Genomic DNA, 22790 nt, shown 5'->3' on the forward strand with positions numbered 1-22790 from the left:
CGATGACCGATGTGGACCTGTGGGACGGACTCGCGGTGCGGCCGGGCTTGTGCCGGGAGTGCCGCCACCCGTCGTTGAACCGCACGCGACACGGCGTCACGTACATGCGGTGCACCCGCGCCGGATGGGATGAGCGGATTCCACGCTATCCGGGACTACCGGTCGCGGAGTGCGTCGGATTCGAGCGCCGCGCTCGTCCATGAGGACTACGCCACCGCGAACCGGCGATTCTGGCGGGAATTCGCGGCGATTCGACCGCATTTCGCGGTGCTGACCTGGCGGAACATTCGGACGGGGTATCGGCGGGCGGGTGCCGGGGCGCTCGCGTGCACGCCCCGGCACCCGCGTGGACGCTGGTCAGCCCTTCTCGGCGCCGATCCCGGTCAGCGAGCGGACCTCCATCTCGGCCCGCCGCTCGTGGTCGGCGGTCTCCTCGCTGAACAGCGTGCCGATCGCGGCGAACAGGAAGGAGATCGGGATCGACACGATGCCCGGATTGCGCAGCGGGAACAGCGCGAAGTCCACACCGGGGAAGATCGAGTCGGGCGAACCGGACACGACCGGTGAGAGCAGCACCAGCACCAGGCAGGACACCAGTCCGCTGTAGATCCCCCACAACGTGCCCGCGGTGTTGAACCGCCGCCAGAACAGCGAGTACAGCAGGGTGGACAGGTTCGCGGAGGCCGCGAACGCGAACGCGAGTCCCACCAGGAAGGCGATGTTCTGGCCGTTGACGGCGATGCCGCCCGCGATGGAGAGGCCGCCGATCGCCAGCGCGGTGTACCGCGCGACCCGCACCACCTGGCCGGAGTCGGCGTCGCCGTCGCGGATCATGTTGGCGTAGATGTCGTGGGCGAACGAGGCCGAAGCGGTCAGGGTGAGCCCGGCGACGACGGCCAGGATCGTCGCGAACGCGACGGCGGCCACGATGCCCAGCAGCAGCGTGCCGCCCACCTGGTAGGCCAGCAGCGGTGCCGCGGAGTTCTCCCCGCCGGGGGCGTCGAGGATGGCCGGCGTGCCGACCAGCGCCGCCGCGCCGTAGCCGATGATCAGGGTGCACAGGTAGAACAGCGACATCGTCCACACCGCCCACACGACCGAGCGACGTGCCTCCTTGGCGTTCGGGACGGTGTAGAAGCGCATCAGGACGTGCGGCAGGCCCCCCACGCCGAGCACCAGCGCCAGCGACAGCGAGACGAAGTCCAGCCTGGTCATCGAGGACAGTCCGTACTGCACGCCCGGCGCGAAGATCTCCCGGCCGTTCGGGTTGTTCTCGGCGGCGTAGGTCAGCAGCTTGGAGATGTCGTAGCTGAACTTGCCGATCAGGAAGATCGTCAGCAGGCCGACGCACGCGAACAGCAGGGCGGCCTTGACGATCTGCACCCAGGTGGTGCCCTTCATGCCGCCGACCAGCACGTACAGCACCATGATCACGCCGACGACGGCGATCACGATGGCCTGGCCGCCGGCGTCGTGCACGTTGAGCAGCAGCGCGACGAGTCCGCCCGCGCCGGCCATCTGGGCGATCATGTAGACGAAGGTGATGGCGAGCGTGGAGATAGCCGCCGCGGCGCGCACCGGGCGTCGGCGCATCCGGAAGCTGAGGACGTCGCCCATCGTGAACCGGCCGGTGTTGCGCATCCGCTCGGCGATGAGCAGCAGGTTGATCAGCCAGGCGACCAGGAATCCGATGGAGTACAGGAAGCCGTCGTAGCCGTGCACGGCGATGGCTCCGGCGATGCCGAGGAACGAGGCGGCGGAGAGGAAGTCGCCGGACAGCGCGATGCCGTTCTGCGCGCCGGTGAACGAGCCGCCCGCGGCGAAGTAGTCGGTGGTGGTGCTGCGGCTGCTGCCGCGGTAGACGACGAACAGGGTGATCAGCACGAACCCGGCGAAGATCGCGGTGTTGACCGCGGGGCCGGCGGTGGGCAGCAGCGACCCGCCGGGGGCGTCCCGCGCGAGGGCGGTGATCGAGTGGTTCACGTGCGCTCACCACCCACGTCCGGGGCGGCGTCCACTTCGGCGCGGAGTGCGTCGATCCGGGGATCGACGAAGCGTTCGGAGAACCGGACGTAAGCGGTGGTGATGAGCACTGTGGACGCGAATTGCCCGAGCCCGAGCAGCAAGCCGATGTTGATCTCGCCGAACACGGGGGTCGCCATGAACTCGGTCCGGTAGGCGGCCAGGAGCACGTATCCGAGATACCAGAGCAGGAATAACGCGGTCATCGGAAATACGAAGCTGATCACCTTGCGGCGGAGCGCGTGGAATTCGGAGCTCGCCGCGATGGCCTGGTAATCCGGCCCGCTCCGCAGTGCGGGGTCGGTGCTGCGTTCGATTCCCGCGAAGGGTTTCGGAGTTTTCCTCCTGGCGCGGTGCTGCGGATACGCGCGTATCGCTGTTTGAGTAGCGTCGCTCATGCTTCCTTCCCGGAAGTTCTACGTTCGGGTCGGTTGAACTCGGGGGACCCGGTGGATGCGATGTCGAAGCTTTGCGGCGGCGAAGTTAACCACTTCTCCACTGCCAATGAAAAGAGATGTCACCACACAGGATGACGGCTCGATCACTTAGTGTGACTTTTTGCCGTCCGTGCCCGGCCCCCGTGACACGACAGGTTGGACTTCGACCACTCGGCGGCAAGGGCTGGTGAAGGTTTTCGGCCTGCCTCGTCAGGCATCGCGGGAGCCCGATCCTGCTTCCGTGCAGTGAAAAATTCCTCGTTCCGGGACTGCCGGAGCAACCCCGGGCGCACTTGACGTGCGGTGTTCGCCGGAGTGGATTGAGCCCAAAACGCCCTCCGTAGTTTCCAGGGGGCGGGGTTTATAGTGCAGGCACCGAAAGCAGACCGTCTCTCCTTCCTTCGCCCCGGTTAGGTGTCCGTGTCCGGAATGCCGCCAGTCCCGGCACAGCTAGTAACGATCGGTTCGGTAACGCTCGGTCTCGCTGGAGCCGCCGTACCGATACGGTCCTGTGCTGGAAGTAAGCCCCGCCGACTGCGAGCCTGCCCGCCGCCGGACCGTTTTCCACCCGACAACCCAGACGACGATTGCGGGATCACACGCATGCGCCGTTCCCCGACGCCAAGATCGCTCGAGAGAGCTCGCACGCTGAGTCCGGCCGCCCGGCCGATGCCGGGGTGGTGCTCGTGACGGCGCCCACTCCTGCGCGCAGGCGAGTCGCGTTACGCCAATGGCGGAACTGGAGCCTGCCGGTCAAGTTCGCCGCGGTCGTGCTGGTGCCCGTGATCTTCGCGGTGGGTCTCGGCATCTCCCAGATCCGCTGGCAGGTCGAGCAGGCCAACGAGTACGAGCGCGTCTCCCACGTCCTCGACAGCGCGCAACGGGTCGAGCCGCTCGTGGCCGCGCTGCAGGACGAGCGCAACGCCGCCGTCCTGACCAACAACGCCGCCGAGCTCGACCGCCAGATCGCCGAGGTCGACAAGGCCTTCGCCGCCGTGGACGAGGAACTCGGCCACGGGTCCGGGCACGCCGCCGCCGAGTTCGGCCAGGTCGTCGAAGACCGCCACGACGAGGTGCACGCCGCCCTCGACAAGCTCAACGAAGCGCGCGAAGCGGTCCGGCGCGAATCGCTGTCGACTCCGGACACCATCAACGCCTACAGCACGGCGATCACCACGGTGCTGTCCCTGGACCGCGCGCTGACGAGCACCGTGTCCGAACCGACGCTGGCCAGCACCGCCTCGGCGCTGCAGGACATGCTCTCCATGATGGAGGAGGTCCGGCTCCAGCAGGCCTGGGTGCTCAGCGGACTCTCCCAGGGGCAGCTCGCGCCGCAGTCCGTCGACGCGCTGCAGGGATCCCGCGCGCGGCTGATCTCCAAGATCGCGGACGCGCGCGCCACGGTCGCCCGGCACTGGCAGGAGCGGCTGGACCAGACGACGCAGGGTCCCGAGATCGTGCAGCGCAACACGATGCTCACGCAGATCTTGATGGCCGGCATGAGCGGTGGCCCGTTCCCCGCCACTCCGGAGCAGTGGAACGGCATCTCCGACCAGGTCGTCATGCTCATCGACGACGGTCACAACGACCTCGCCGCCGAGGTCCGCACCGGAGCCTCCACGCTGCGCGAGGACGCGGGCAACGCGGCGGGCTGGGACTCGGCGATGCTGCTGGCGTCGCTGCTGGTCGCGGCCGCGGTCATCACCGCGATCACCCGGCAGCTGCTCGGTTCGCTGCGCACGCTGCGCCACGGCGCGCTCGACGCCGCCCAGCACGAACTGCCGGAAGCGGTCGCCGGCATCCGGGCCGGTGAAGAGGTCGCCGACCTCCCGCCGCTGCCGGTGCGGACCACCGAGGAGGTCGGGCAGGTCGCCCGCGCCTTCGACGAGGTGCAGCGGCAGGCGCTGCGGCTCGCCGCCGAGCAGGCCTCGCTGCGGCACGGCTACAGCGAGTCGTTCGTCGGCGTCTCCCGCCGGAGCCAGGGCCTGCTGGAGCGCCAGCTGCGCCTGTTCGAGCAGCTGGAGCAGGACGAAGAGGACCCGGACCAGCTGTCCAGGCTGTTCCAGCTGGACCACTTGGCGACCCGGATGCGCCGCAACAACGAGAACCTCATGGTGCTCTCCGGCAGCGACCTGGCGCGGCGGTTCGTGCGGCCCACCGAGCTGGGCGACATGCTCCGCGCCGCCGTCTCCGAGATCGAGCAGTACCCGCGGGTGGTCGTGCAGCCGCCGCCGCAGGTGCGGCTGCTGGGCCACGCGGCCAGCGACCTGGTGCGGCTGATGGCCGAGCTGATGGACAACGCCGCGAACTTCTCCGCGCCGGACACCTCGGTCACCGTCTCCAGCTACCAGGCGGGCGACGGGTCGATCACCGTGGACGTGCTCGACGAGGGCATCGGCATGGGCGACCAGGAGCTCGCCGCGGCGAACGAGCGGTTGTCCAGGGTCGACGAGAACGACCTGGCCACCTCGCGCCGGATGGGCCTGTTCGTCGTGGCCCGGCTCGCGTTGCGCCACGGCGTCGGCGTGCGGCTGCACGGCGGGCCCGATGTGGACGGCGTGCGGGCCACTGTGGTCGTGCCCGCCGAGCACGTCGTCGCCGGTGCCCCCGCGGCACCGCCCGCCCCGGCGATGGGCGGGCAGCGCAACGGGGTGGCGCACCACGACCTGCCCACTTCCGGTTCGTTCGGGGCCGGCCCGCACTCGGCCGGGGCGTTCGGCGACGCCGCGCCGCAGCAGTCCGACGACACCGGTTTCGTGTGGAGCACCAGTGGCGGGGACTCCGGTTCCAGCGCCGGTGAGACCGGATTCAGCACGGCTGAAAACGGTTTCAGCACCGGCGAGACCGGCTTCAGCACTGCTGAGACGGGCTTCGGCACGGCGGCCGAAACCGGTTTCAGCACCGCGGAATCCGGCGAGACCGGGCCGAACACGTTCAACACCGGATTCCTCACCGCGGCCGGTGACGGCCTGACGAGTTCCCCGCTGCCCAAGCGGGAACCCGCCGCCGGGCTGGTGGGGCCCTCGCAGCGCGAGGACGCCGCGTCGAGCGAGCCCGCGGGAAGCCTGTTCACGCCGGTGGAGATCCCGGAGCAGGACCAGGGCGAGTCCTACGACTTCTCCTCGGACTGGACCTCGTCGGACCTGGCGTGGCCGCCGGCGATCGAGGACCGGCCCGCGTCGGACGACGGACCGTCGCCGATCTTCGAAGAGGTCTCCACCCAGTGGTTCCAGCCCATCGAGGGCGAGGAGGAATCCGCGGGCGGTGCGCAGGGATGGCCCGGTGACGACGAGCAGGCGACGTCCATCATGGACAGCGGTTCCTGGTCGTTCACCGCGGATTCCGCGGAGGAGGCCGAGGCGGAGGCCGCGGCGGCCGAGGGCGGTTCCGGGTTCACCGAGTCCGGCCTGCCGCGCCGCGAGACCCGCGACCGGTCGGCCGTGCACGTGGACGAGAACGATCCTCTTGGCATCGGAGATCTGGACGAACCGGGCCCCGATCAGGTGGACTCGACCGGCGGGACGGCGACGATCGACGCCGCCGCGGCGGGTGCGCCCGCCGAGCGCAGCCCGCAGGAGTTGAGCCGCAGACTGGCCGACCTGCAAGGCGGCCTGCGATTCGGGAGGAAGGGCCCCATGACGTCGTCGCAGGACAACGCCGCGTCCGGACCCTCCACCGGCGAGCAGGAGGCGACGGGCGGCGGGAGTTCCAGCTGGATCACGGACTCCGCGAGCAACGGCGACCCGGCACCGGCGAACGGCAACGGCAACGGCAACGGCAACGGCGGCTGGAGCTTCGCGACCGACGAGTCGTGGAAGCAGGTCGAGGCGGCGACGACCTCGAACCCCACCTCGTTCACCGAGTCCGGGCTGCCCCGGCGCACGCCGAAGGCCCAGTTGGCCCCGGGCAGCGCGGGCACGGGCCCGGCCAGGCCGGAAGGCCAGCGGTTCGAGCGGGACGCGAGCGCGTTGCGCGGCAGGTTGTCCAGTTTCCAGTCGGGTGTCGAGCGCGGCAGGCATCGGCTGCCGGACGAATCGTAGGAGGACACATGCGTTGCTCGGCTGCGGATGAGCCTCGATGTCAGAAGGAGTTCTAGCCAGGCCACTGAGGGCGCGGGAAGACCGCGTCCGGTTCCACCGATTCGGCAACATGGAGTCGTCCGGACCGACATCGGCGATTCCACGACCACAAGCCAGGAGGTTGCATGACTCCCCAGGAGACGATGTCCCGGCGGTTCGGGTGGCTGGTCACGGACTTCACCCAGCGAGTCGCCGGTGTGGCGCACGCGATCGTGGTGTCCGCCGATGGACTGCTGCTGACCGCTTCGGCCAACCTGCCCCAGGACCGGGCGGATCAGCTCGCCGCGGTCTCGTCCGGTCTGCTCAGCCTCACCAACGGAGCCGCGAAGTGCTTCGAGGCCGGTGAGGTCACCGAGACCATCGTGGAGATGCAGTACGGCACGCTGATCCAGATGGGCATCAGCGACGGGTCCTGCATCACGGCGTTGGCCGCGCCGCAGTGCGACATGGGCCTGATCGCGTACGAAATGGCCATGCTGGTGGAGCGCGTCGGGCAGATCCTCACCCCGGAGTTGCGGCACCAGTTGCAGGGCGCGAGAAATCCGTTCTCCCGGCCGGCCGCGGTGAGGTGACGCGATGAGCGAATCGGGGTTCGGCGAGCAGGACCGAAGACGGGACGAGCCGGACGCGAGCAGCTTCGCCGACGTGATGAACGGTTTCACCTTCGACAGCGGCCGGGGAAGGCGCGGCCGCCGCAAGAAGGGGGATCCGGTGGACGAACCGGCCGCCGAGCAGGACGCGGGTCAGCAGGGGGACGCGGGCGCGTCGCAGCCCCCGCCGGCCCCTCCGCAGGCTCGGCGTCCGACGGCTCGCCCGCCCGCGGACGTGTTCGACGGGCGGGATCCGTTCGATGCACCGGATCTGGAGTGGGAGACGCAGGCGCCGTCGTACCGGGACCCGGACGAGGGCTGGGGGGAGCGTGCGGATTTCGATTCGCGGGCCGGAAGTTCGGCCTCGTGGAACGTCGGGGCACCGGCCCAGGGAAGGCCCGATCGGCCGGCCCCGGGAAGGCCCGATCGGGGGGGAGGGAATCCGGTGAGCGGACAGTCCAGGGGGGCGTTCGACGCTCCGGTCCCGGAACCGGAACCGTCGGCGGACGCCCCCGCGGCCATTCGCTCGTACACCTGGACCGGCGGTCGGACCAGGTCGAACTACGAGCTGCAGATGGAGACGCTCGTGTCCACGAGCGAGGCCTTCCGGCCTGGCTCGACGGGGCGGATGGAACACGAGTCGATCGCCGAACTGTGCCGGCATCCCAGGTCGGTAGCCGAAGTCGGAGCGCTGCTTTCCGTTCCGATCGGGGTGGCTAGGGTGTTGCTGGCCGACATGGCGGAACTGGGGATGGTGACCGTGCACCAGACGGTCACCGAAAGCGGTAGCGCACCACACCTGTTGTTGATGGAAAGGGTATTGAGTGGACTCCGTCGGCTTTAGAGCTCCCCAAGGAGGCGCTCGGGGGCCGGTTGCCCCCCAGCGCGGTGCCACCACCTCGGCGAAGATCGTCGTCGCGGGCGGCTTCGGTGTCGGGAAGACGACGTTCGTCGGTTCCGTTTCCGAGATCGTCCCGCTGACCACCGAGGCGGTGATGACGGAGGCCAGCGCGGGCGTGGACGACCTCGCGGCCACACCGGACAAGAGAAGTACGACGGTCGCGATGGACTTCGGCCGCATCTCGCTGGATTCGGATCTGATCCTGTACCTGTTCGGCACCCCCGGGCAGCAGCGCTTCTGGTTCATGTGGGATGACCTTGTCAAGGGCGCGATCGGCGCGGTCGTGCTGGTCGACACCCGCAGGCTGGCGGATTCGTTCTCCGCTGTGGACTTCTTCGAGGATCGCGGTTTGCCGTACCTGATCGCGGTGAACGCTTTCAACGGCGACCTGCAGCACCGCATGGAGGAGATCCGGGAGGCCATGGCGATCGGGCCGCACGTGCCGATCGGGCCGTGCGACGCCCGGGACCAGCAGTCCACGAAGCAGGCGCTGATCGCCTTGGTGCAGCACGCGATGCGGCACTGGCAGCAGCAGGGCGGCCAGCAGCCGCCGAGGTGAGCCCGCCCCCGGCCGATCGGTTTTCCCGCCGTCGGCCGGGATTCCCGGTGGACGGGTCCACCGGTGGTCGTGGCACAACTGAAGATTTTCCTGGCGAGCGCGCCGTTGGAGCGGTTTTCCCGCTCAGCGGCGCGCTCGCCGTTGCGCGGGGCGTTCCGGCAGTGCAGCGGGGCGCCGTGGGTTCTGGGGCCGCACGGGAGGGACCAGGCGGCACCACGGGTGTTTTCCGGCGCTCGTCGCAGCCGCGTCCGGTGCCTCGGCGGTCTCGTCCGCGCGGGACGGAATGCCGTGGCGGCGCGGGGATTTCCGCCCCTCGCCGAGGTGGAGACGCGAGCGTCGCCGGTGGGACTGTCCACCATGGCTAGTGGATCTTCGATCCGGACGCGTCGAGGATCGATCCGGACGGTCCCGGCGGGCGGTGCGCGCGGGACGGTGCCGCCGAACGCCGTGATCGCGTTTTCGCTGCCACAGCCGGGCTTTTCAAGCGATCCGTTCCGGATTGGGGCTGGTTAACGCACTTGTGGAATACCGTCCGTTGTGGACGAAAGAGCGGAACTCGGCGGTGGTTTCGCGCTCGGATATTCACCCAATTGAAAGAGTGCGCGGATCGTTATCGGGCGGCTAGCATTCTTTAATAGCGGCCCGTGGTCGTTACTTCCACTTCTTAAGATCATCTGAACCAGCAGGATCGGCTGTCCGCCCAAGATCTTCTTCGGGGGGTGTGCCGCGTTGTGCCAGATGGCTTTCCGCTTCATGCAAGGAGATTCGGCGAAAGGTGGCCACTGTGGACTTCGACGCGCTCTTTCATTCGCACTTGGCGGCGATTCGAGCCAGCGTCCGTGCGGGGTTTCGCTTCCGGCACCTGCCCACCGGGCAGGAAGACGAGTTCGTGCTGCAAGGATTCCGCGTGGAGAACGGGGTGATGGACACGTACCTCACCTATGCGGCCGACGACGCGGTCGCGGCTCGATATCGGGTCTCGGACCTGGAACTCCCCGATCCGCCGGCGCTGTGGCGCCGCGACGGGCCGGTGGACGAGGTGGTGCTGGCCTTGCTGGCACTGCCCGCGCACGGGGCTCGAGGATCCCCGATGGCGGCCGGTTTTCCGGTGCACTTCGGCATTCCGCCGCACGCCCACCGGGCTCGGCGGCATCCGGAATCCGAGCCTGACCCGCCGCCGGAAGCGGCGGAACCGTCCGCGTCGTCGCACGATTCGGCGCCGCCCGACGTGCTGTCCCGCATTCCGCGGCCCCGCGCCGGCGGCTGCGTCCCGAATTCGCCGACGCCGCGCGGCTCCCGCTTCCCGGGAGGTGCGCGATGAACGGCAAGAAGCACCTGCCGATGGCCTGGCACTTCGAACGGGTCTCCTCGCGGGAGGCGTACACGTTCCGCTGGGGGCGCGGTTCCGGAATGATCACCGTGCACCGCGGTGACGCGCGCGGTTCGCACAGCGACGACAACCTGGTCGACTGCCTGCCGGTCGGCATCGACTGGATCGACGACCAGGACGTTCGGGTGCAGGCCCGCAAATGGATCAGAGCGAATGCGGGACGTGGCGTGCGCTGAGTGCGCCACCCGCAGGAATCCGCATTCCGGCGTCCGCGTCGAATTCGCCGAACGCCAATTCGCCCCCGGATTCGGGGAGTCGGTTTCGAAGCTCATTCATCCGGCCCCGCCCCTGCCCGGCCGCGGTTCCGAGCGTCGAGCCGGCGGGGGCGGTGGCGGACAGCGCGATTCGTTCCAGGACTCGCCGATGCGGTGCGGCGGGGGCTGGCGGTGCGTTCCACGGGCCGGTCGGCGCGGAGCCGCCCGGCCCGAGCGCCCCGCGGCGAACGCGGTGGCGTCCGGTCGGAACCGGCCTTCCCGCTGGTGCGGCGACGCGGGAATTTCGGCGAACGTTACGCGGACGACCCCGGTCGGCAAAGCGCCGTGCGTAGACCTGACCGGGAGGCGTTCGTTCCCCACGCGCGGGTCGAGCAAGCGGGCCCGGCAGAACAGGAGGTGCGCGGTGAAAGTGCTGCTGCACGCGCCCGCCGCGGAACTGCCCGCGGAATGGTCCTGGTGCGCGGATTGCGCGGGCACCGGGATCGTCCAAGCCGACCCGGCCGCGCCACCACCCGTCGAAGAGGACTGCTGGACATGCCGAGGCCTCGGCCTCGGCGCCTCGCATGTTCTCTGATGGGACCTCCTGCGTAGTGGGTCGCTCAGCGGAACCTCAGTCGTCTTCTCGCTGCGGGATCTTTTTCCCGAGTGGCTCCGCCACGAGGGAAAAAGCTGTCCTCGCGAGAAGACGACTGAGAACCCGCCGGTGGTCGGCTTGCTCTGGTGGTCACTGCTCAGCGGCTTCGCCGCTGACAAGACGGTGGTCGGAAGGGCATGTCGTGCTGATGCCTTTGCGGGCTCCCTGCGTCCCCCGGTGGTGGGGCGGGGTCACTCGGATTTTCCGTCGAGTCCGTTCTCGTTCGGCGGGACGAACTGCGTGTAGCCGTCGGATACCCGTTCGCCTGACAGCGTTGGTCCTCTACCGTGGGATGGTGGTTCCCGGACGGGGAGGAGGCCGTGGGTGGCGACGCAGCGGGTCCCGCCGGACATGTTCCGCTTCGCGGTCGGCGCTCAGGCCGAGGCGCACTCCGCGATCCTCCACGCGTTCGGCGAGGCCAACGAAGACCTGTGCACGGCGCTCGGCATCGACGACGTCCGGAGCCGGTTGCGCGCCGCGGACTGGTTCGACGCGCTCACCGACGAAGACCTGGCGGAACGGCTGAAGAAGCTCGCCGAATGGGGACTGCTCGACGTCGTCCAGAACCACGCGGAGAACTACCGCACCGCCACCGAGTACGAGCGGCGGAACCTGCACTACTCGCTGACGAAGGCGGGTGAGGCCGCCTGCGCGGGAGTGCGCCACGCGCTCGCGGTGCTCAACGAGGCGGGGGCGTTGCAGACCGCGGTGCTCGACGCGCTCGCCGACCGGCTCACCGAGCTCGCCGGGCTGCTCGACGACCCCGCCACGGCGGACCGGCGGCTGTTCAGCGCGGTGCAGGAAGTGGAAGGGCGCCTGGAGGCCCTGCGCACCGGCGCCACCGGCTTCAACGGGGAACTGCAACGCCTGCTGCGCGCCGACGGCGCCGACCTGGACACCTTCCACGAGGTGAAGGCCGCGACCGTGGCCTACCTGCAGGAGTTCGTGACGAACCTGGACCAGCGGACCCACGCGGTCGTCGCCGCGTTGGGCAGGGTCGAGGAGCACGGCATCGACGAGCTGCACCGCCGCGCGCTGAGCGGCGCCGACCTGCCGCCCACCGCGGGCGAGCACGCGACGCAGGAGTGGCTGCGGCACCGGCGGTCGCGTTGGGACGGCCTGCGCTCGTGGTTCCGCCCCGCCGACGGCAGCACGCCGCGCATCGACCAGCTGCACGCCGTGGCCCGGCGGGCGATCGTGGCGCTGCTGCAGGTGCTGGACCGGATCACCGAGGCGCGCCGCCACTCCTCCGGTGCCGCCGCCGACTTCCGGGAGCTCGCGCGGTGGTTCGCCACCGCCGACCGGGACGAGGACCTGCACCGGTTGTGGTCGGCGGCGTTCGGGCTCGGTTCCGCGCGCCACGCCCACCTCGCGCACGAGGACCCGGAACTCGTCGCGCCGTCCACGCCGTGGGCGCAGGCGCCGCGGGTGCGGGTGTCGGCCCTGCTGCGCAGCAACGGCCGCACCGAGAAGTTCGCCCGCACCGGGAAGGTGCGGGACACCTCGGCGGTCGCCGCGCTGCGCGCGAGCCGGGCCAGGCAGGAACGCGCGGAGCTGGAAGCGGCCTGGCGGCGCCTCGCCACCGGCGGCGAGGTCCGGTTGTCCTCGTTCGGCGAGCTGGAACCGGGGGTGTTCGACCGGCTGCTGGACCTGCTGGGGCGAGCGCTGGCCACCCGCGAGGACAGCACCGGGCTGCGCCGGGCCTGCACGGGCGACGGGCAGGTGGAGATCGTGCTGCGCGACCCCGGCGACGCGCGGTCCGCGCGGCTGCGCACGTCGCGGGGGACGCTGCGCGGCGCGGACTACCTGGTGGACGTGCGGCTGCTCACCGACTCCCCGGACGCGGAGGCGGCGGGATGAGCAACCTGGCGAACCAGCTGGTCATCGCGGAACGCACCGACCTCGCGCGCGGCATCAAGCTGCTGCTGGCGCACCCGCTGATCAGGGCGGACACCGATCCGGACGGCTTCGACCTGGTGCGCCGCCGCAAGGACACGCTCACCGACTGGTTCGACTACCACTGCGGCTGGGCGCTGGCCGTGGAGCCGCGGCTCGGCTACGCGCGGCTGGCGAAGGTGCGTTCCGATCCCGATGCGTCCCGCCCCGCCCGGCGCGACCGCAGCAGCAGGGCACCGTTCGACCGGCGCCGCTACACGCTGTTCTGCGTGGCTGCGGCGGAACTGCTGGGCGGGCCCGCGACGACGATCGGGCTGCTGGCGGACCGGATCGTGCAGGCCACCGCGGCCGACCCGGTGCTGACCGCGTTCGACGCGGCGATGCGCTCGGAGCGGATGGCCTTTGTGGACGTGCTGCGCGCGTTGGAGTCCTTCGGGGTGCTCGAATCGATCGACGGCAGCACGGAGAGCTTCGTGGACTCAGCCGAGGCGAAGGTGCTCTACCGGGTCGATGCCACGCTGCTGATGCGGTTGCTGTCCGCGCCGAACGGGCCGTCGCAGCCGGCCGAGCGGGACCAGGGCGCGGACCCGGACGAGGCGATCAGCGCGCTGGTCGCCGAATCCCGCTACGGCAACGCCGAGCAGGGCGCCACCGAGGTGCAATGCAACCTGTGGCTGCGGCATTCGGTGCTGCGCAAGCTGTTCGACGATCCGGTGGTGTATTGGGCGGATCTGACCGAGGCCCAGCGCGCCTACGCGACCTCGCAGGCGGGCCGCCAGATCATGCGGAAAGCCGCGGAGCAGGGCGGATTCGTGCTGGAGGAGCGCGCCGAGGGCGTGCTGCTGGTCGACCCGGAAGCGATGGCCACGGACGCGAAGTTCCCGGACGACGCGAACAACGCGAAGGTGGCGGCGCTGCACCTGCTGGACGCGCTGGGGACCTCGCGCTCCGGGCGCACCGCCGAACAGCTGCGCGGGGACGCCGAATCGGTGCTGGACCGCTCGCCCGGCGCCGCGCGCACCTACCGCTACTCGGACGGGCCGTCGCGGCTGGTCAACGACGCCGTCGCCGTGCTCGTCGATTTCGGCCTGGCCCGGCGGGACGGGGAGCGGATCGTCGCGCTGCCCGCCGCCGCCCGCTACGCGGTCGTGTCCGGTTTTCCCGACTCCGCTGGAGGAAACCCGTCGTGACGGTCTCCGAACCCGCCGCGCCCGCGTCGTCCGACGGGGCGCGCGCGACCTCCCGGTGGCGGCCGTCGCGGGCGGGCATCCTCAACGTCTGGCGCTACTACGACGAGGTCTTCGAGTTCCACAGAGGACGGTTGCTGCTGCGCGGGCCGAACGGCACCGGCAAGTCCAAGGCCCTCGAACTGCTGCTGCCGTTCCTGTTCGACGCGAACCTGCGCGCGAACCGCCTGTCCACCTTCGGCAGCGCCGAACGCACCATGCACTGGAACCTGATGGGCGAGGGCGCGAACGGCGTGACCCGCGTCGGCTACGTGTGGCTGGAATTCCAGGCGGGGGCCGACGAGTGGTTCAGCTGCGGGGCCCGGTTGCAGGCCAGCAGGCACACCACGACGGTGCACGCCGACTACTTCACCACCCGCCGCCGGATCGGCGTCGACGGCGGCGTCGCGCTGGTCAACGACAGCGGGCAGCCGCTGACGAAGACGGCGCTCACCGAGGCGCTGGGCGCCGACGGCACGGTGCACCCGACGGCCGCGGACCACCGCGAAGCCGTGCGCGCCGCGTTGTTCCCGGACCTCAGCGAGCAGCGCTTCGAAGCGCTGATCACCGCGTTGTTGCAGCTGCGCACGCCGAAGCTCTCCGAACGGCTCGACCCGAACCTGCTGTCCACCTTGCTGTCGCGGGCGTTGCCGCCGCTGGGCCGCACCGAGATCGCCGAACTCGCCGAAGGCTTCGAACGGCTCGACCAGCAGCGCGAACACCTCACCAGGCTGGACGCGGAGGTGCGGGCCGCGGAGGCCGTCGCCGACCGGCAGCGCACCTACGCGCAGCGGGTGCTGCGCGCGACGGCGGCCGAGGTCCTGTCCGCGACCGCCGAACTGGAACGGCTCTCCGCCGCGGCGAAGGACAGCGCGGACCTGCACGAACAGGCCGTGGCCGAGCGGGAGGCGGCCGAGGCGGGGAAAGCCGGGCTCGCGCAGGACGTCGAACGCACCCAGGCCCGCATCGACGGGCTGGCCGACGGCGAGCGGTACCGGCAGGGCGGGGAAACGGATCGGCTGCACACCGACGCGACGACCGCGGGCCGGTTCGCGGCGGGACTGCGCGAGCAGGCCGAGCGGCGCGCCGAGCAGGCCGCGCGGGACGCGGAGCGCGCCGAGCAGGCCGAGCAGCGCGCCACCTCGGCGTCCGCGGCGGCGCAGCGCGCCGAGCACGACGCCCGCCGGCACGCCGAGCGGGTCGGCCTGGCCGGGGCGTTCCAGGAGGTCGCGGGCACCGAGGACCGGCAGCGCACCCGGCGGCTGCTGCGCGCCGCCGTGCGCAGCAGGCACGACCTGATCGCCGAGGTCCGCGCCGAACTCGACCGGCACGACGCGGCGCTCGCCGCCCGCACCGGCGCGGAGCACGAACTGGAGCAGGCAAGGGCCGACCTCGCCGCCGCCACCGACCGGCGCACCGCCGCCGCCGAAGCGCACGACACCGCCGTGCGGCACCAGGACGAGCTGGTCCGGGCGTGGGCGGCGCGGCTGGCGGAGCTCCCCGTCCCCGACGTCGACGAGGTCGCCGCGCACGCCGACTCCCGCGCCGCGCTGCTCGACCAACTCCGCCCCGGCCACCTCGCCGCCGCCGACGGGCTTGCGCAGCGGCACGCCGCCGAGGTCGCGCGGCGCCAGGAACGCCGGGACCGGCACGCTGAACTCACGGCGCAGCGCGAGAAGCTGCGGGAGCACTCCGACCTGCCGCGCCCCGAGCCCGCGGCGCGCACCGCCGACCGGACCGGGCGGCCCGGTGCGCCGCTGTGGCGGCTCGTGGCGTTCCGCAACGGCGTCGCGCCCGGCGTGCAGGCGAAGGTGGAGGCCGCGTTGGAGGCAGCCGGGCTGCTCGACGCTTGGGTGAGCCCGGAGGGCGTGCTCGACGTGGACGGGCACGACACGTTCCTCGACCCCGCGCGGCTGCACCCGGTGGACGGGACGTCGCTCGTGGAGGTGCTGCGGCCCGAATCCGCCGGACCGGTGGACCGCGACCGGATCTGGTCGGTGCTGCACGGGATCGGCTACGGCGCGGAGCGGTTCGATACCGGGCCCGACGCCGGCGGCAGGCATCGCGGGCCGGAAGCGGACCCGGTCGTGGCCGTCGCGCCGGACGGCCGGTGGCGGATCGCCGGTCTCGCGGGCAGCGCGGACAAGGCCGAAGCCGCCCACCTCGGCGCCGCCGCGCGGGATCGCGCCCGGCGCCGCCGCATCGCGGAGCTCGACCGGTCCATCGGCGAGCTCGACGGCGAACTCGCCGAGCTCGACACCGGCGTCGACGCCCTCACCCGGCGCCGGGACGCCCTGCACGCCGAGTGGAACGCCGTGCCCGACGACGCGGCGGTGCAGGAGACCCGGCGGGCCGCGGACGTCGCCGAAGCCGAGGTAGCCGCCCGCGACGACGCCGTGAGCAGCAGGGTCGCGCGGGTCTCCGAGACGGCGGAAACCGCGCGGCTGAGCGGGAACCGGCTCGCGGGTCTCGCCGCCGAACGCGGACTGCCCGCCGACCGGCCCGCGCTGGAGGAACTGGACACCCGCGTGGAGGGGTTCACCGACTCCGCCGCGGCGTGGCTCGACGCCCGCTTCGAAGCCGACAACGATCGCCGGGCCGCCGACACCGCAGCTGACGTGGCGAAACGGGCCGAGGACGGCGCGGCGCAACGCCGGTCCGAAGCCGCCGAGGCCGAACTCACCGCGCTGCGGCTCACCGAACGCGCCGACGCGGTGCGCGGCGCGCTCGACACCGGCCACCAGCAGGCCCTCGACGAGGTGGCCCTGCTGCGCGCGCACCTGCTGGAGCTCCACAGGCAGCACGAGCAGGTGTCCGAGCGGCTCGTCGAGATCGCCGGGCGCATCGGCTCGCTCAGCACCCGCAGCGCCGCCGTCGCCGACCGCCGGGACGCCGCGCTCGCCGCCCGCGACGCCGCCGCCGAACGACTCCGGAGCCGGGCCACCGCCGGTTTCGCCGACGACGCGGGCATCGACCTGGAACTGTCCACAACGGACGGCCGCACCGCCGCCCTGGCGGCGGCCAGCGAGATCGCCGACACCTGGGCGAAGACGCCGCACGGCACCAAGAACCTCGCCGACGCGCTCGGCAGGCTCAACGAGGCCGTCTACGACAGCCGTCAGGTCCTCGCCGAACGCGCCGACCTGGAACTGGAACCCGACGACGACGTGCAGGTCTTCGCCGCGACCCTCGACGGCGTCCGGCTCGGCGCGACCGGGCTGCGAGACGCGCTGCGCGCCGAACGGGACCGGGCCCGCGACGACATCACCGGCGCCGAACACGACCTGTTCGACCAGACCCTCACCGGCGACACCCGCAGGCACCTCGCCGCCCGCATCCGCCAAGCCGGGGAACTCGTCGACACCATGAACACCCGGCTCAAGCGGGTGCGCACCGCCTCGAAGGTCGCCGTGCAGCTGGTGTGGGAGGTCGACCCGAACCTGCCCGCGGGCACCCAGAACGCGCGGGAACTGCTGCTCACCGACCCGGCCCGGCTCACCGACGCGGACAAGGACGCGCTGCACGACTTCTTCCGGGACCGCATCGCCGAAGCCAAGCAGGACAACGCCGCAGCCAGCTGGGAAGGCCAGCTCGCGCAGGTCTTCGACTACACCGCCTGGCACCGGTTCGGCGTGAAGATCGACCGGGCGAACGGGGAGGGCTGGCAGCTGCTGACGAAGCGGCTGCACGGCGCGCTCTCCGGCGGGGAGAAGGCCATCGCGCTGCACCTGCCGCTGTTCGCCGCCGTCGCCGCGCACTACCAGGCGGTGCCTGCCGCGCCCCGGTTCATCCTGCTCGACGAGGTGTTCGTGGGGGTGGACGCGACCAACCGCGGGCAGGTGTTCGACCTGCTCACCGCGCTCGACCTGGATCTGGTGCTGACCAGCGACCACGAGTGGTGCACCTACCGGGAACTCGACGGCATCGCGATCCACCAGCTCATCACCGGCGACGGTGACGACGCGGTCACCACCGCCCGCTTCGTCTGGGACGGCCGGGCGCTCGCGGAGCAACGCGGTGCTTCCTGACGGTCTGCGCCGAGCCGAGTTCGCACCGCTGTGGGAGGCGGTGCACGACCGGCTCAGCTCCGGCCGCCCGGTGAACCGGGTGCGGGTCGGGCCGCTGGACCGCGCCCAGCGGGAAGCGCTGGCGAGCCTGCTGGGCCTGGACCGGCTGCCGCCGGACCACGTCGCGGTGTCGCTGCCGCGCCTGGACGTGGCGCTCGGGCAGATCTGCGGGATGGACGCCCGCGGCATCGTCGAAGAACTGATCGGGCCGCTGGAGAACCGGGCGCGGCAACGGCAACGACTCCAGCAGCAGCGCGCGGCGCTGTGGGAATGGCTCGCCGAGCACCCGGTCGTGGCCGCGCAGCCCGCGCTGCGGGACTGGGCCGAGCAGGTGCGCCGGGGCGGGGTGTTCGGCGGATCGCCCGCCGCCACCGGAGAACTGCTCGACGCGGCGCTGCACGTGCTGTCCCGCTTGCCCGCGGCGGGGACACCGCTGCCCGCGTTCGCCGGGGACGTGCTGGGCGACCCGCGCGCCCTGGACCCCGGCAGGCGGGTGTCCGGGCTGGTGCTGCGCGCGCTGGCCGAGGTCTACGGCGTCGCGCTGCCCGCCAGCGCCGAGCAGCGCCGCGACCTGTGGCGGCGAGCCGGGATCGGTGAGCACGCACTGTCCACTGTGGTGCTCACCGCCGGGGTGCAGCCCGTCGGCGGGCGGCTGTGCGGCGAGATCATGCGCTCCTGCACCGATTCCGGGCACGCCGCGGTCCTGACCCTGGCCCAGCTGCGGGACGCGGGGCGGATCGTGCTCGGCGTGCCCGAGGTGTGGGTGGTGGAGAACCCGAACGTGCTGTCGCTCGCGCTGCGCCGGTACGGCCGCACCTGCCCGCCGATGGTGTGCACCTCGGGATGGCCGAACAGCGCCGGAATCCTGCTGCTGCGGCTGCTGTCCGCCGCGGGCGCGACGTTGCGCTACCACGGCGATTTCGACGGCGAAGGCGTGCGCATCGCGGCTTACGTGCTGGCGAAAGCGGGGGCGGTGCCGTGGCGGATGAGCGCGCACGACTACCTGGCCGCGCTGGACCGGTACCCCTCCGGGCCCGGAGTCGGACGCGTCACCGAGGCGCCGTGGGACGCGGCGCTGGGCGCGGCGTTGCGGGAGAACCGGATCGCGGTCCCGCAAGAACGCCTGGCCGACGAACTACTAGACGAAGCAGCTTGGCGCTGTTGAGGTTGTCGGCTCGTTTTGCTTGGGTGGTCGGGTGGCGGAACCTCAGGCGGTCTGTCGCTGCGGGATCTTTTTCCCAAGTGGCTCCGCCACGAGGGAAAAAGCTGTCCTCGCGACAGACCGCCTGAGAACCCGCGGGTGAGGACTTCTCGACGTGGGCTATGTGCTTCGCACATACAGGCACGGCCTTCGGCCGCAAAGCAGGCTTGCTTCGCAGCCCCAGGCGCGTGCAGGTGTGTGTGGGTTCGGCTGCTTGGTGCGTGGCTTCGTTGTTGGGTGTGCGTGCTCGGGCTTGGTTCGCGGGGTGGTGTTGTTCCGGGGTGTGGCGGGTCCTCCCTGGTGGGGAGCCGGGGTTCTACCTTCGGGAGTGCGTCGGGTTGCCCGGTTCGGTCCGGTTGCTGCGGGTCGTGTCGGCTCCGTCGCTGTTCGCGGGTGGTCGTGCTGCTCGGATCGTTGCGGGGGCGGATCGGCAGCCGCGCCTCTTTCGTCCACATCGGACTACTCGGATCGAGGAATCGTCATGTCGGTTTGGTTCATCACCGGGATTTCCCGTGGTCTCGGCCGGGCGTTGGCCGAGGCCGCGTTGCGCCGGGGGCACATCGTCGTCGGCACCACTCGCAGCGGGGAGAGCGACCTCGCCGCCGCGGACGGTGCGCTGCGCACCGTGGCGCTCGACGTCGGCGTCCCCGAGCACGCCGCCGCTGCCGTCGCCGCGGCGCACGAGTTCGCGGGGCGCATCGACGTCGTCGTGAACAACGCGGGCTACGGCCTGCTCGGCGCCATCGAGGAGACCTCACCCGCCGAGGCGGAGCACGTGTTCGACGTGAACTTCTTCGGCGCGCTGGGCGTCGTACGGGCGGCGCTGCCGGTGCTGCGCGCACAGCGCTCCGGGCACATCGTCAACATCTCCTCCATCGCCGCGCTCGCGCCCGGCGCCGGATCGGGGTTGTACGCGGCGGCGAAAGCCGCGCTCGGCGGCATGTCCGAAGCGCTGGAGCAGGAGGTCGCACCGCTGGGCATCAAGGTCACCGCCGTCGAACCCGGCCAGTTCCGCACCGACTTCCTCTCCGGGCACTCGCGGCGCAACACCGCCACCGCCATCGACGACTACGCGGCGACCAGCGGGTCCGTCACGGCTCTGGAGGGCAAGGACGGCAAGCAGTTCGGCGACCCGGCCCGCGCCGCCGAAGTGATCCTCGACGCCGTCGCCGACCCGGAGCCGCCGATGCACCTGGTGCTCGGGGCGGACGCGCTCGACCGCACCCGCGCCAACGCGGATCGGCTGCTCGGCGACCTGCGGCGGTGGGAAGCGGCCTCCGCCGCTACGGCCTTCCCGGCCTGACGCCGGGGCGCGGAGGTCGCCGCGCACCGGCCCGGCTCAGAGCATCGCGAAGAGCATGGCGCCCATGCCGATGCTCATCGCGCCGTGGCAGGCCGAGTCGAGTGCGCGGCGGGTCGCGTCCGGGTCGGCGGGGGTGCCGGTGGTGTCCGCGGCGTTGAGGGCGTGGCGGGCCGTGTCCACCGCGGTGGAGATCCAGGCCATCGAGGACAGCACCAGGAACGCCGCGAGCACCGCGGAGATCGCGACGACCGCGCCCGGAGTGGTGTCGGCGGCGGCCGGGGCCGCGAGCACGCCGGCACCTCCGCCAGTGCCCATCGAGTGGTGGTGGTGACCGCCGCCGGAATCGGAGGCGCCGAGCATCAGCAGCGGCATCGTCGCGACCATCCACACCATCGCCGCCGACATCACCGCGTGGTGCGTGTGCGCCAACCGGGGCGAGCCGTAGCCGTGCGCGCACGGCGTGCGCAGCGCCGTCAGCGCCACGAACCACAGCGTGGTCGCCGCGAACAGCACGATCTGCGGGGCGGCGGGCACGCTCATGCCCCACGGCCACACCATCGCGATCATCAGCAGGCTCATCACCAGGTGGCTCACCGAGCTCAACCGATCGCTCGGCAGCAGCGCCGGGCGAGTGGCGCTGTACGCGCACCACGCCGCCGCCACCGCGAACAGCACCGTCAGGACCCAGCTCAGCAGCAGCGATTCGACCACGATCAGACTCCGGTGCTCCGCCGGGCACGCTGTCCCAGCACGATGTCGACGACGAGGAACAGCAGCAGCGACGCCCCCAGCAGGGGCAGGAAGTAGGCGACGAACGCGGCTCCGACGATGATCGGCGCCATGATCCGGCCGGGGACGCGCCGCCACGCGCCGCGCTCCGGTGGCCTGCCGGTCCGGGCCTCGCCGCGGGTGGGCCTGCGCAGCCACCACATCCGGTAGCCCCAGAAGATCATCGACAGCAGCCCGAGCATCAGCGCCGCCAGCAGCAGCTGGTTCACCAACCCGAACAGCAGGCCCATGTGCGCGTCGATGCCCCACCGGGACAGCTTCGCCATCAGCGGGTAGTCCGCCCACCGGACGGTCTCGGTGATGACGCCGGTGGCCGGGTCGACGGCCACCTGGTCCTGCTTCGTCGGCCAGCTCCGCTGTTGCTGCTGCACGGTGTAGGCGGAACCGGCCTCGGGCGGCTTGATCTCCACCGGACCGTCCAGGCCCGCCGCGAGCGCCGCCTGGTGCACCCGGTCGATGCCGACGTCGGACGCGGGAGCGGACGGCAGCTCGGCCGTCACTGCCGGGGTCTCCCAGGCCAGCTGCTCGCGCACCGCCGTGACGTTCTCCCCGGCGTGCACCGACCAGGTCAGGCCCGTCGCGGACAGGAACAGCAGCCCGAGCGCCGCCCACAGGCCCACCGCGCCGTGCCACGACAGCACCCGCCTGCGACCGGCCGGGCGGAACTCCGGAGCCAGCAGCAGGCGGGCTCGCCGGTTCCGGCGCCTGCGCCCGATCCACAGCACGACCCCGCCGAGCACGACCACCCACAGCCAGCTGGCGGCGAGCTCGCTGTAGAGCCGCCCGGTGTCGCCGAGGTGCAGCCCGCGGTGCAGGTTGTCGATCCAGGCGCGCAGCGGCAGCGCCTGCCCCGAGCCGTAGGTGACCAGGTCACCGCGCACCTGCGCGGTGTGCGGGTCGATGAACACGGTGCGCTGGTAGCTCTCCGGCAGGTCCGGCGCCGCGAAGATCACTTGCGTGGTGTCGGTGGGCGTCGCGCCCGGCCGCACGGCCTGCAACCGCTCGCCGGGCCGGACGTCCTGCGCGACGGCGACCTGCTCGGCCAGCGGTGCCGTGGTCGCCGCCGCCGGGACGTGCAGCTCGTGCGCGTAGACGGCCTGCTCCAGCTGCGGCGTGAAGACGTAGACGAGGCCCGTCAGCGCGGCGATCACCAGGAACGGGGCGATGAACACCCCGGCGTAGAAGTGCAGCCGCAGCACCAGCGGCCGCAGCACGGCCCAGGTGGAGGGCGTCCGTTCCGGCGTGGCCTGCTCGGACGCTTCCGGCGGAGAGGACTGCGCCGCGAGTCCTGGATCCGTCACCATCGTCACTCCTGCTGGTTCGCCGCTGCGGTCGTCTCACTGGTCGTCTGATCATCGGTGCTGGTTCCCGCTGTGACATCCCCCTCCACGATGTGGGATCGAATGGCCCAACCGCGCTCGTCCCCTCGGCCGCGGCGCGGCGTCCGGTGCGGGTGAGGTCACACGGGACGGCTGGAACTC

Annotated in this window: 16 protein-coding genes; 12 read left to right on the forward strand and 4 right to left on the reverse strand. The window is 71.6% G+C overall.

Annotation, left to right across the window (positions count from 1 at the left end):
* Nucleotides 1–357: 357 nt before the first annotated feature.
* Nucleotides 358–1971 (reverse strand): solute symporter family protein, encoded by a 1614-nt coding sequence (locus BJ969_RS01165; protein ID WP_425503598.1) that lies wholly within the window; start codon nucleotides 1969–1971, stop codon nucleotides 358–360.
* Between the two features lie 8 nt (nucleotides 1972–1979).
* Nucleotides 1980–2420, reverse strand: a complete 441-nt coding sequence (locus BJ969_RS30445; protein ID WP_184476475.1) for a DUF485 domain-containing protein — start codon at nucleotides 2418–2420, stop codon at nucleotides 1980–1982.
* Between the two features lie 725 nt (nucleotides 2421–3145).
* Here BJ969_RS30445 and BJ969_RS01175 point away from each other — a divergent pair.
* The 12 genes from BJ969_RS01175 to BJ969_RS01230 all read left to right on the forward strand — a co-directional run bounded on the left by BJ969_RS01175 (nucleotide 3146) and on the right by BJ969_RS01230 (nucleotide 20520).
* Nucleotides 3146–6499 (forward strand): nitrate- and nitrite sensing domain-containing protein, encoded by a 3354-nt coding sequence (locus BJ969_RS01175; RefSeq protein ID WP_184476477.1) that lies wholly within the window; start codon nucleotides 3146–3148, stop codon nucleotides 6497–6499.
* Between the two features lie 164 nt (nucleotides 6500–6663).
* The gene (locus tag BJ969_RS01180) at nucleotides 6664–7110 is read left to right on the forward strand and encodes a roadblock/LC7 domain-containing protein (RefSeq protein ID WP_184476479.1); all 447 of its coding nucleotides are present in this window, start codon (nucleotides 6664–6666) and stop codon (nucleotides 7108–7110) included.
* Between the two features lie 4 nt (nucleotides 7111–7114).
* Entirely contained in the window at nucleotides 7115–7972 is an 858-nt protein-coding gene (locus tag BJ969_RS01185) for a DUF742 domain-containing protein (RefSeq protein ID WP_246456651.1), read from the forward strand.
* Entirely contained in the window at nucleotides 7953–8588 is a 636-nt protein-coding gene (locus tag BJ969_RS01190; protein WP_184476481.1) for an ATP/GTP-binding protein, read from the forward strand. Before BJ969_RS01185 ends, BJ969_RS01190 begins: the two co-directional genes overlap by 20 nt.
* Nucleotides 8589–9363: 775 nt before the next feature.
* Nucleotides 9364–9909: a hypothetical protein gene (locus BJ969_RS01195; protein ID WP_184476483.1), complete on the forward strand. Its 546-nt coding sequence runs from the start codon at nucleotides 9364–9366 to the stop codon at nucleotides 9907–9909.
* On the forward strand, nucleotides 9906–10154 hold the full coding sequence (locus BJ969_RS01200) for a hypothetical protein (RefSeq protein ID WP_184476485.1): 249 nt from the start codon (nucleotides 9906–9908) through the stop codon (nucleotides 10152–10154). Before BJ969_RS01195 ends, BJ969_RS01200 begins: the two co-directional genes overlap by 4 nt.
* Nucleotides 10155–10596: 442 nt before the next feature.
* Nucleotides 10597–10767 carry a hypothetical protein gene (locus BJ969_RS01205; protein WP_184476487.1) on the forward strand — a complete coding sequence of 57 codons (171 nt, stop codon included), beginning with the start codon at nucleotides 10597–10599 and terminating at the stop codon, nucleotides 10765–10767.
* A 411-nt stretch (nucleotides 10768–11178) separates the two neighbouring features.
* Nucleotides 11179–12687, forward strand: a complete 1509-nt coding sequence (locus BJ969_RS01210; protein WP_184484607.1) for a TIGR02677 family protein — start codon at nucleotides 11179–11181, stop codon at nucleotides 12685–12687.
* On the forward strand, nucleotides 12684–13913 hold the full coding sequence (locus BJ969_RS01215) for a TIGR02678 family protein (RefSeq protein ID WP_184476489.1): 1230 nt from the start codon (nucleotides 12684–12686) through the stop codon (nucleotides 13911–13913). The genes BJ969_RS01210 and BJ969_RS01215 overlap by 4 nt, the downstream gene beginning before the upstream one ends.
* On the forward strand, nucleotides 13910–17977 hold the full coding sequence (locus BJ969_RS01220; RefSeq protein ID WP_184476491.1) for a TIGR02680 family protein: 4068 nt from the start codon (nucleotides 13910–13912) through the stop codon (nucleotides 17975–17977). The genes BJ969_RS01215 and BJ969_RS01220 overlap by 4 nt, the downstream gene beginning before the upstream one ends.
* Nucleotides 17967–19181, forward strand: a complete 1215-nt coding sequence (locus tag BJ969_RS01225; protein WP_184476493.1) for a TIGR02679 family protein — start codon at nucleotides 17967–17969, stop codon at nucleotides 19179–19181. The genes BJ969_RS01220 and BJ969_RS01225 overlap by 11 nt, the downstream gene beginning before the upstream one ends.
* Before the next feature lie 517 nt (nucleotides 19182–19698).
* The gene (locus tag BJ969_RS01230) at nucleotides 19699–20520 is read left to right on the forward strand and encodes an oxidoreductase (RefSeq protein ID WP_184476495.1); all 822 of its coding nucleotides are present in this window, start codon (nucleotides 19699–19701) and stop codon (nucleotides 20518–20520) included.
* A gap of 36 nt (nucleotides 20521–20556) precedes the next feature.
* Here BJ969_RS01230 and BJ969_RS01235 read toward each other — a convergent pair whose 3' ends face one another.
* Both BJ969_RS01235 and BJ969_RS01240 read right to left on the reverse strand, forming a co-directional pair.
* Nucleotides 20557–21231, reverse strand: a complete 675-nt coding sequence (locus BJ969_RS01235; RefSeq protein WP_184476497.1) for a DUF5134 domain-containing protein — start codon at nucleotides 21229–21231, stop codon at nucleotides 20557–20559.
* Nucleotides 21232–21233: 2 nt separating this feature from the next.
* Entirely contained in the window at nucleotides 21234–22613 is a 1380-nt protein-coding gene (locus BJ969_RS01240; protein ID WP_184476499.1) for a PepSY-associated TM helix domain-containing protein, read from the reverse strand.
* Between the last annotated feature and the right edge of the window lie 177 nt (nucleotides 22614–22790).

Origin of the sequence: Saccharopolyspora gloriosae (assembly GCF_014203325.1) — a bacterium.
GTDB classification, from domain to species: Bacteria; Actinomycetota; Actinomycetes; order Mycobacteriales; family Pseudonocardiaceae; genus Saccharopolyspora_C; species Saccharopolyspora_C gloriosae.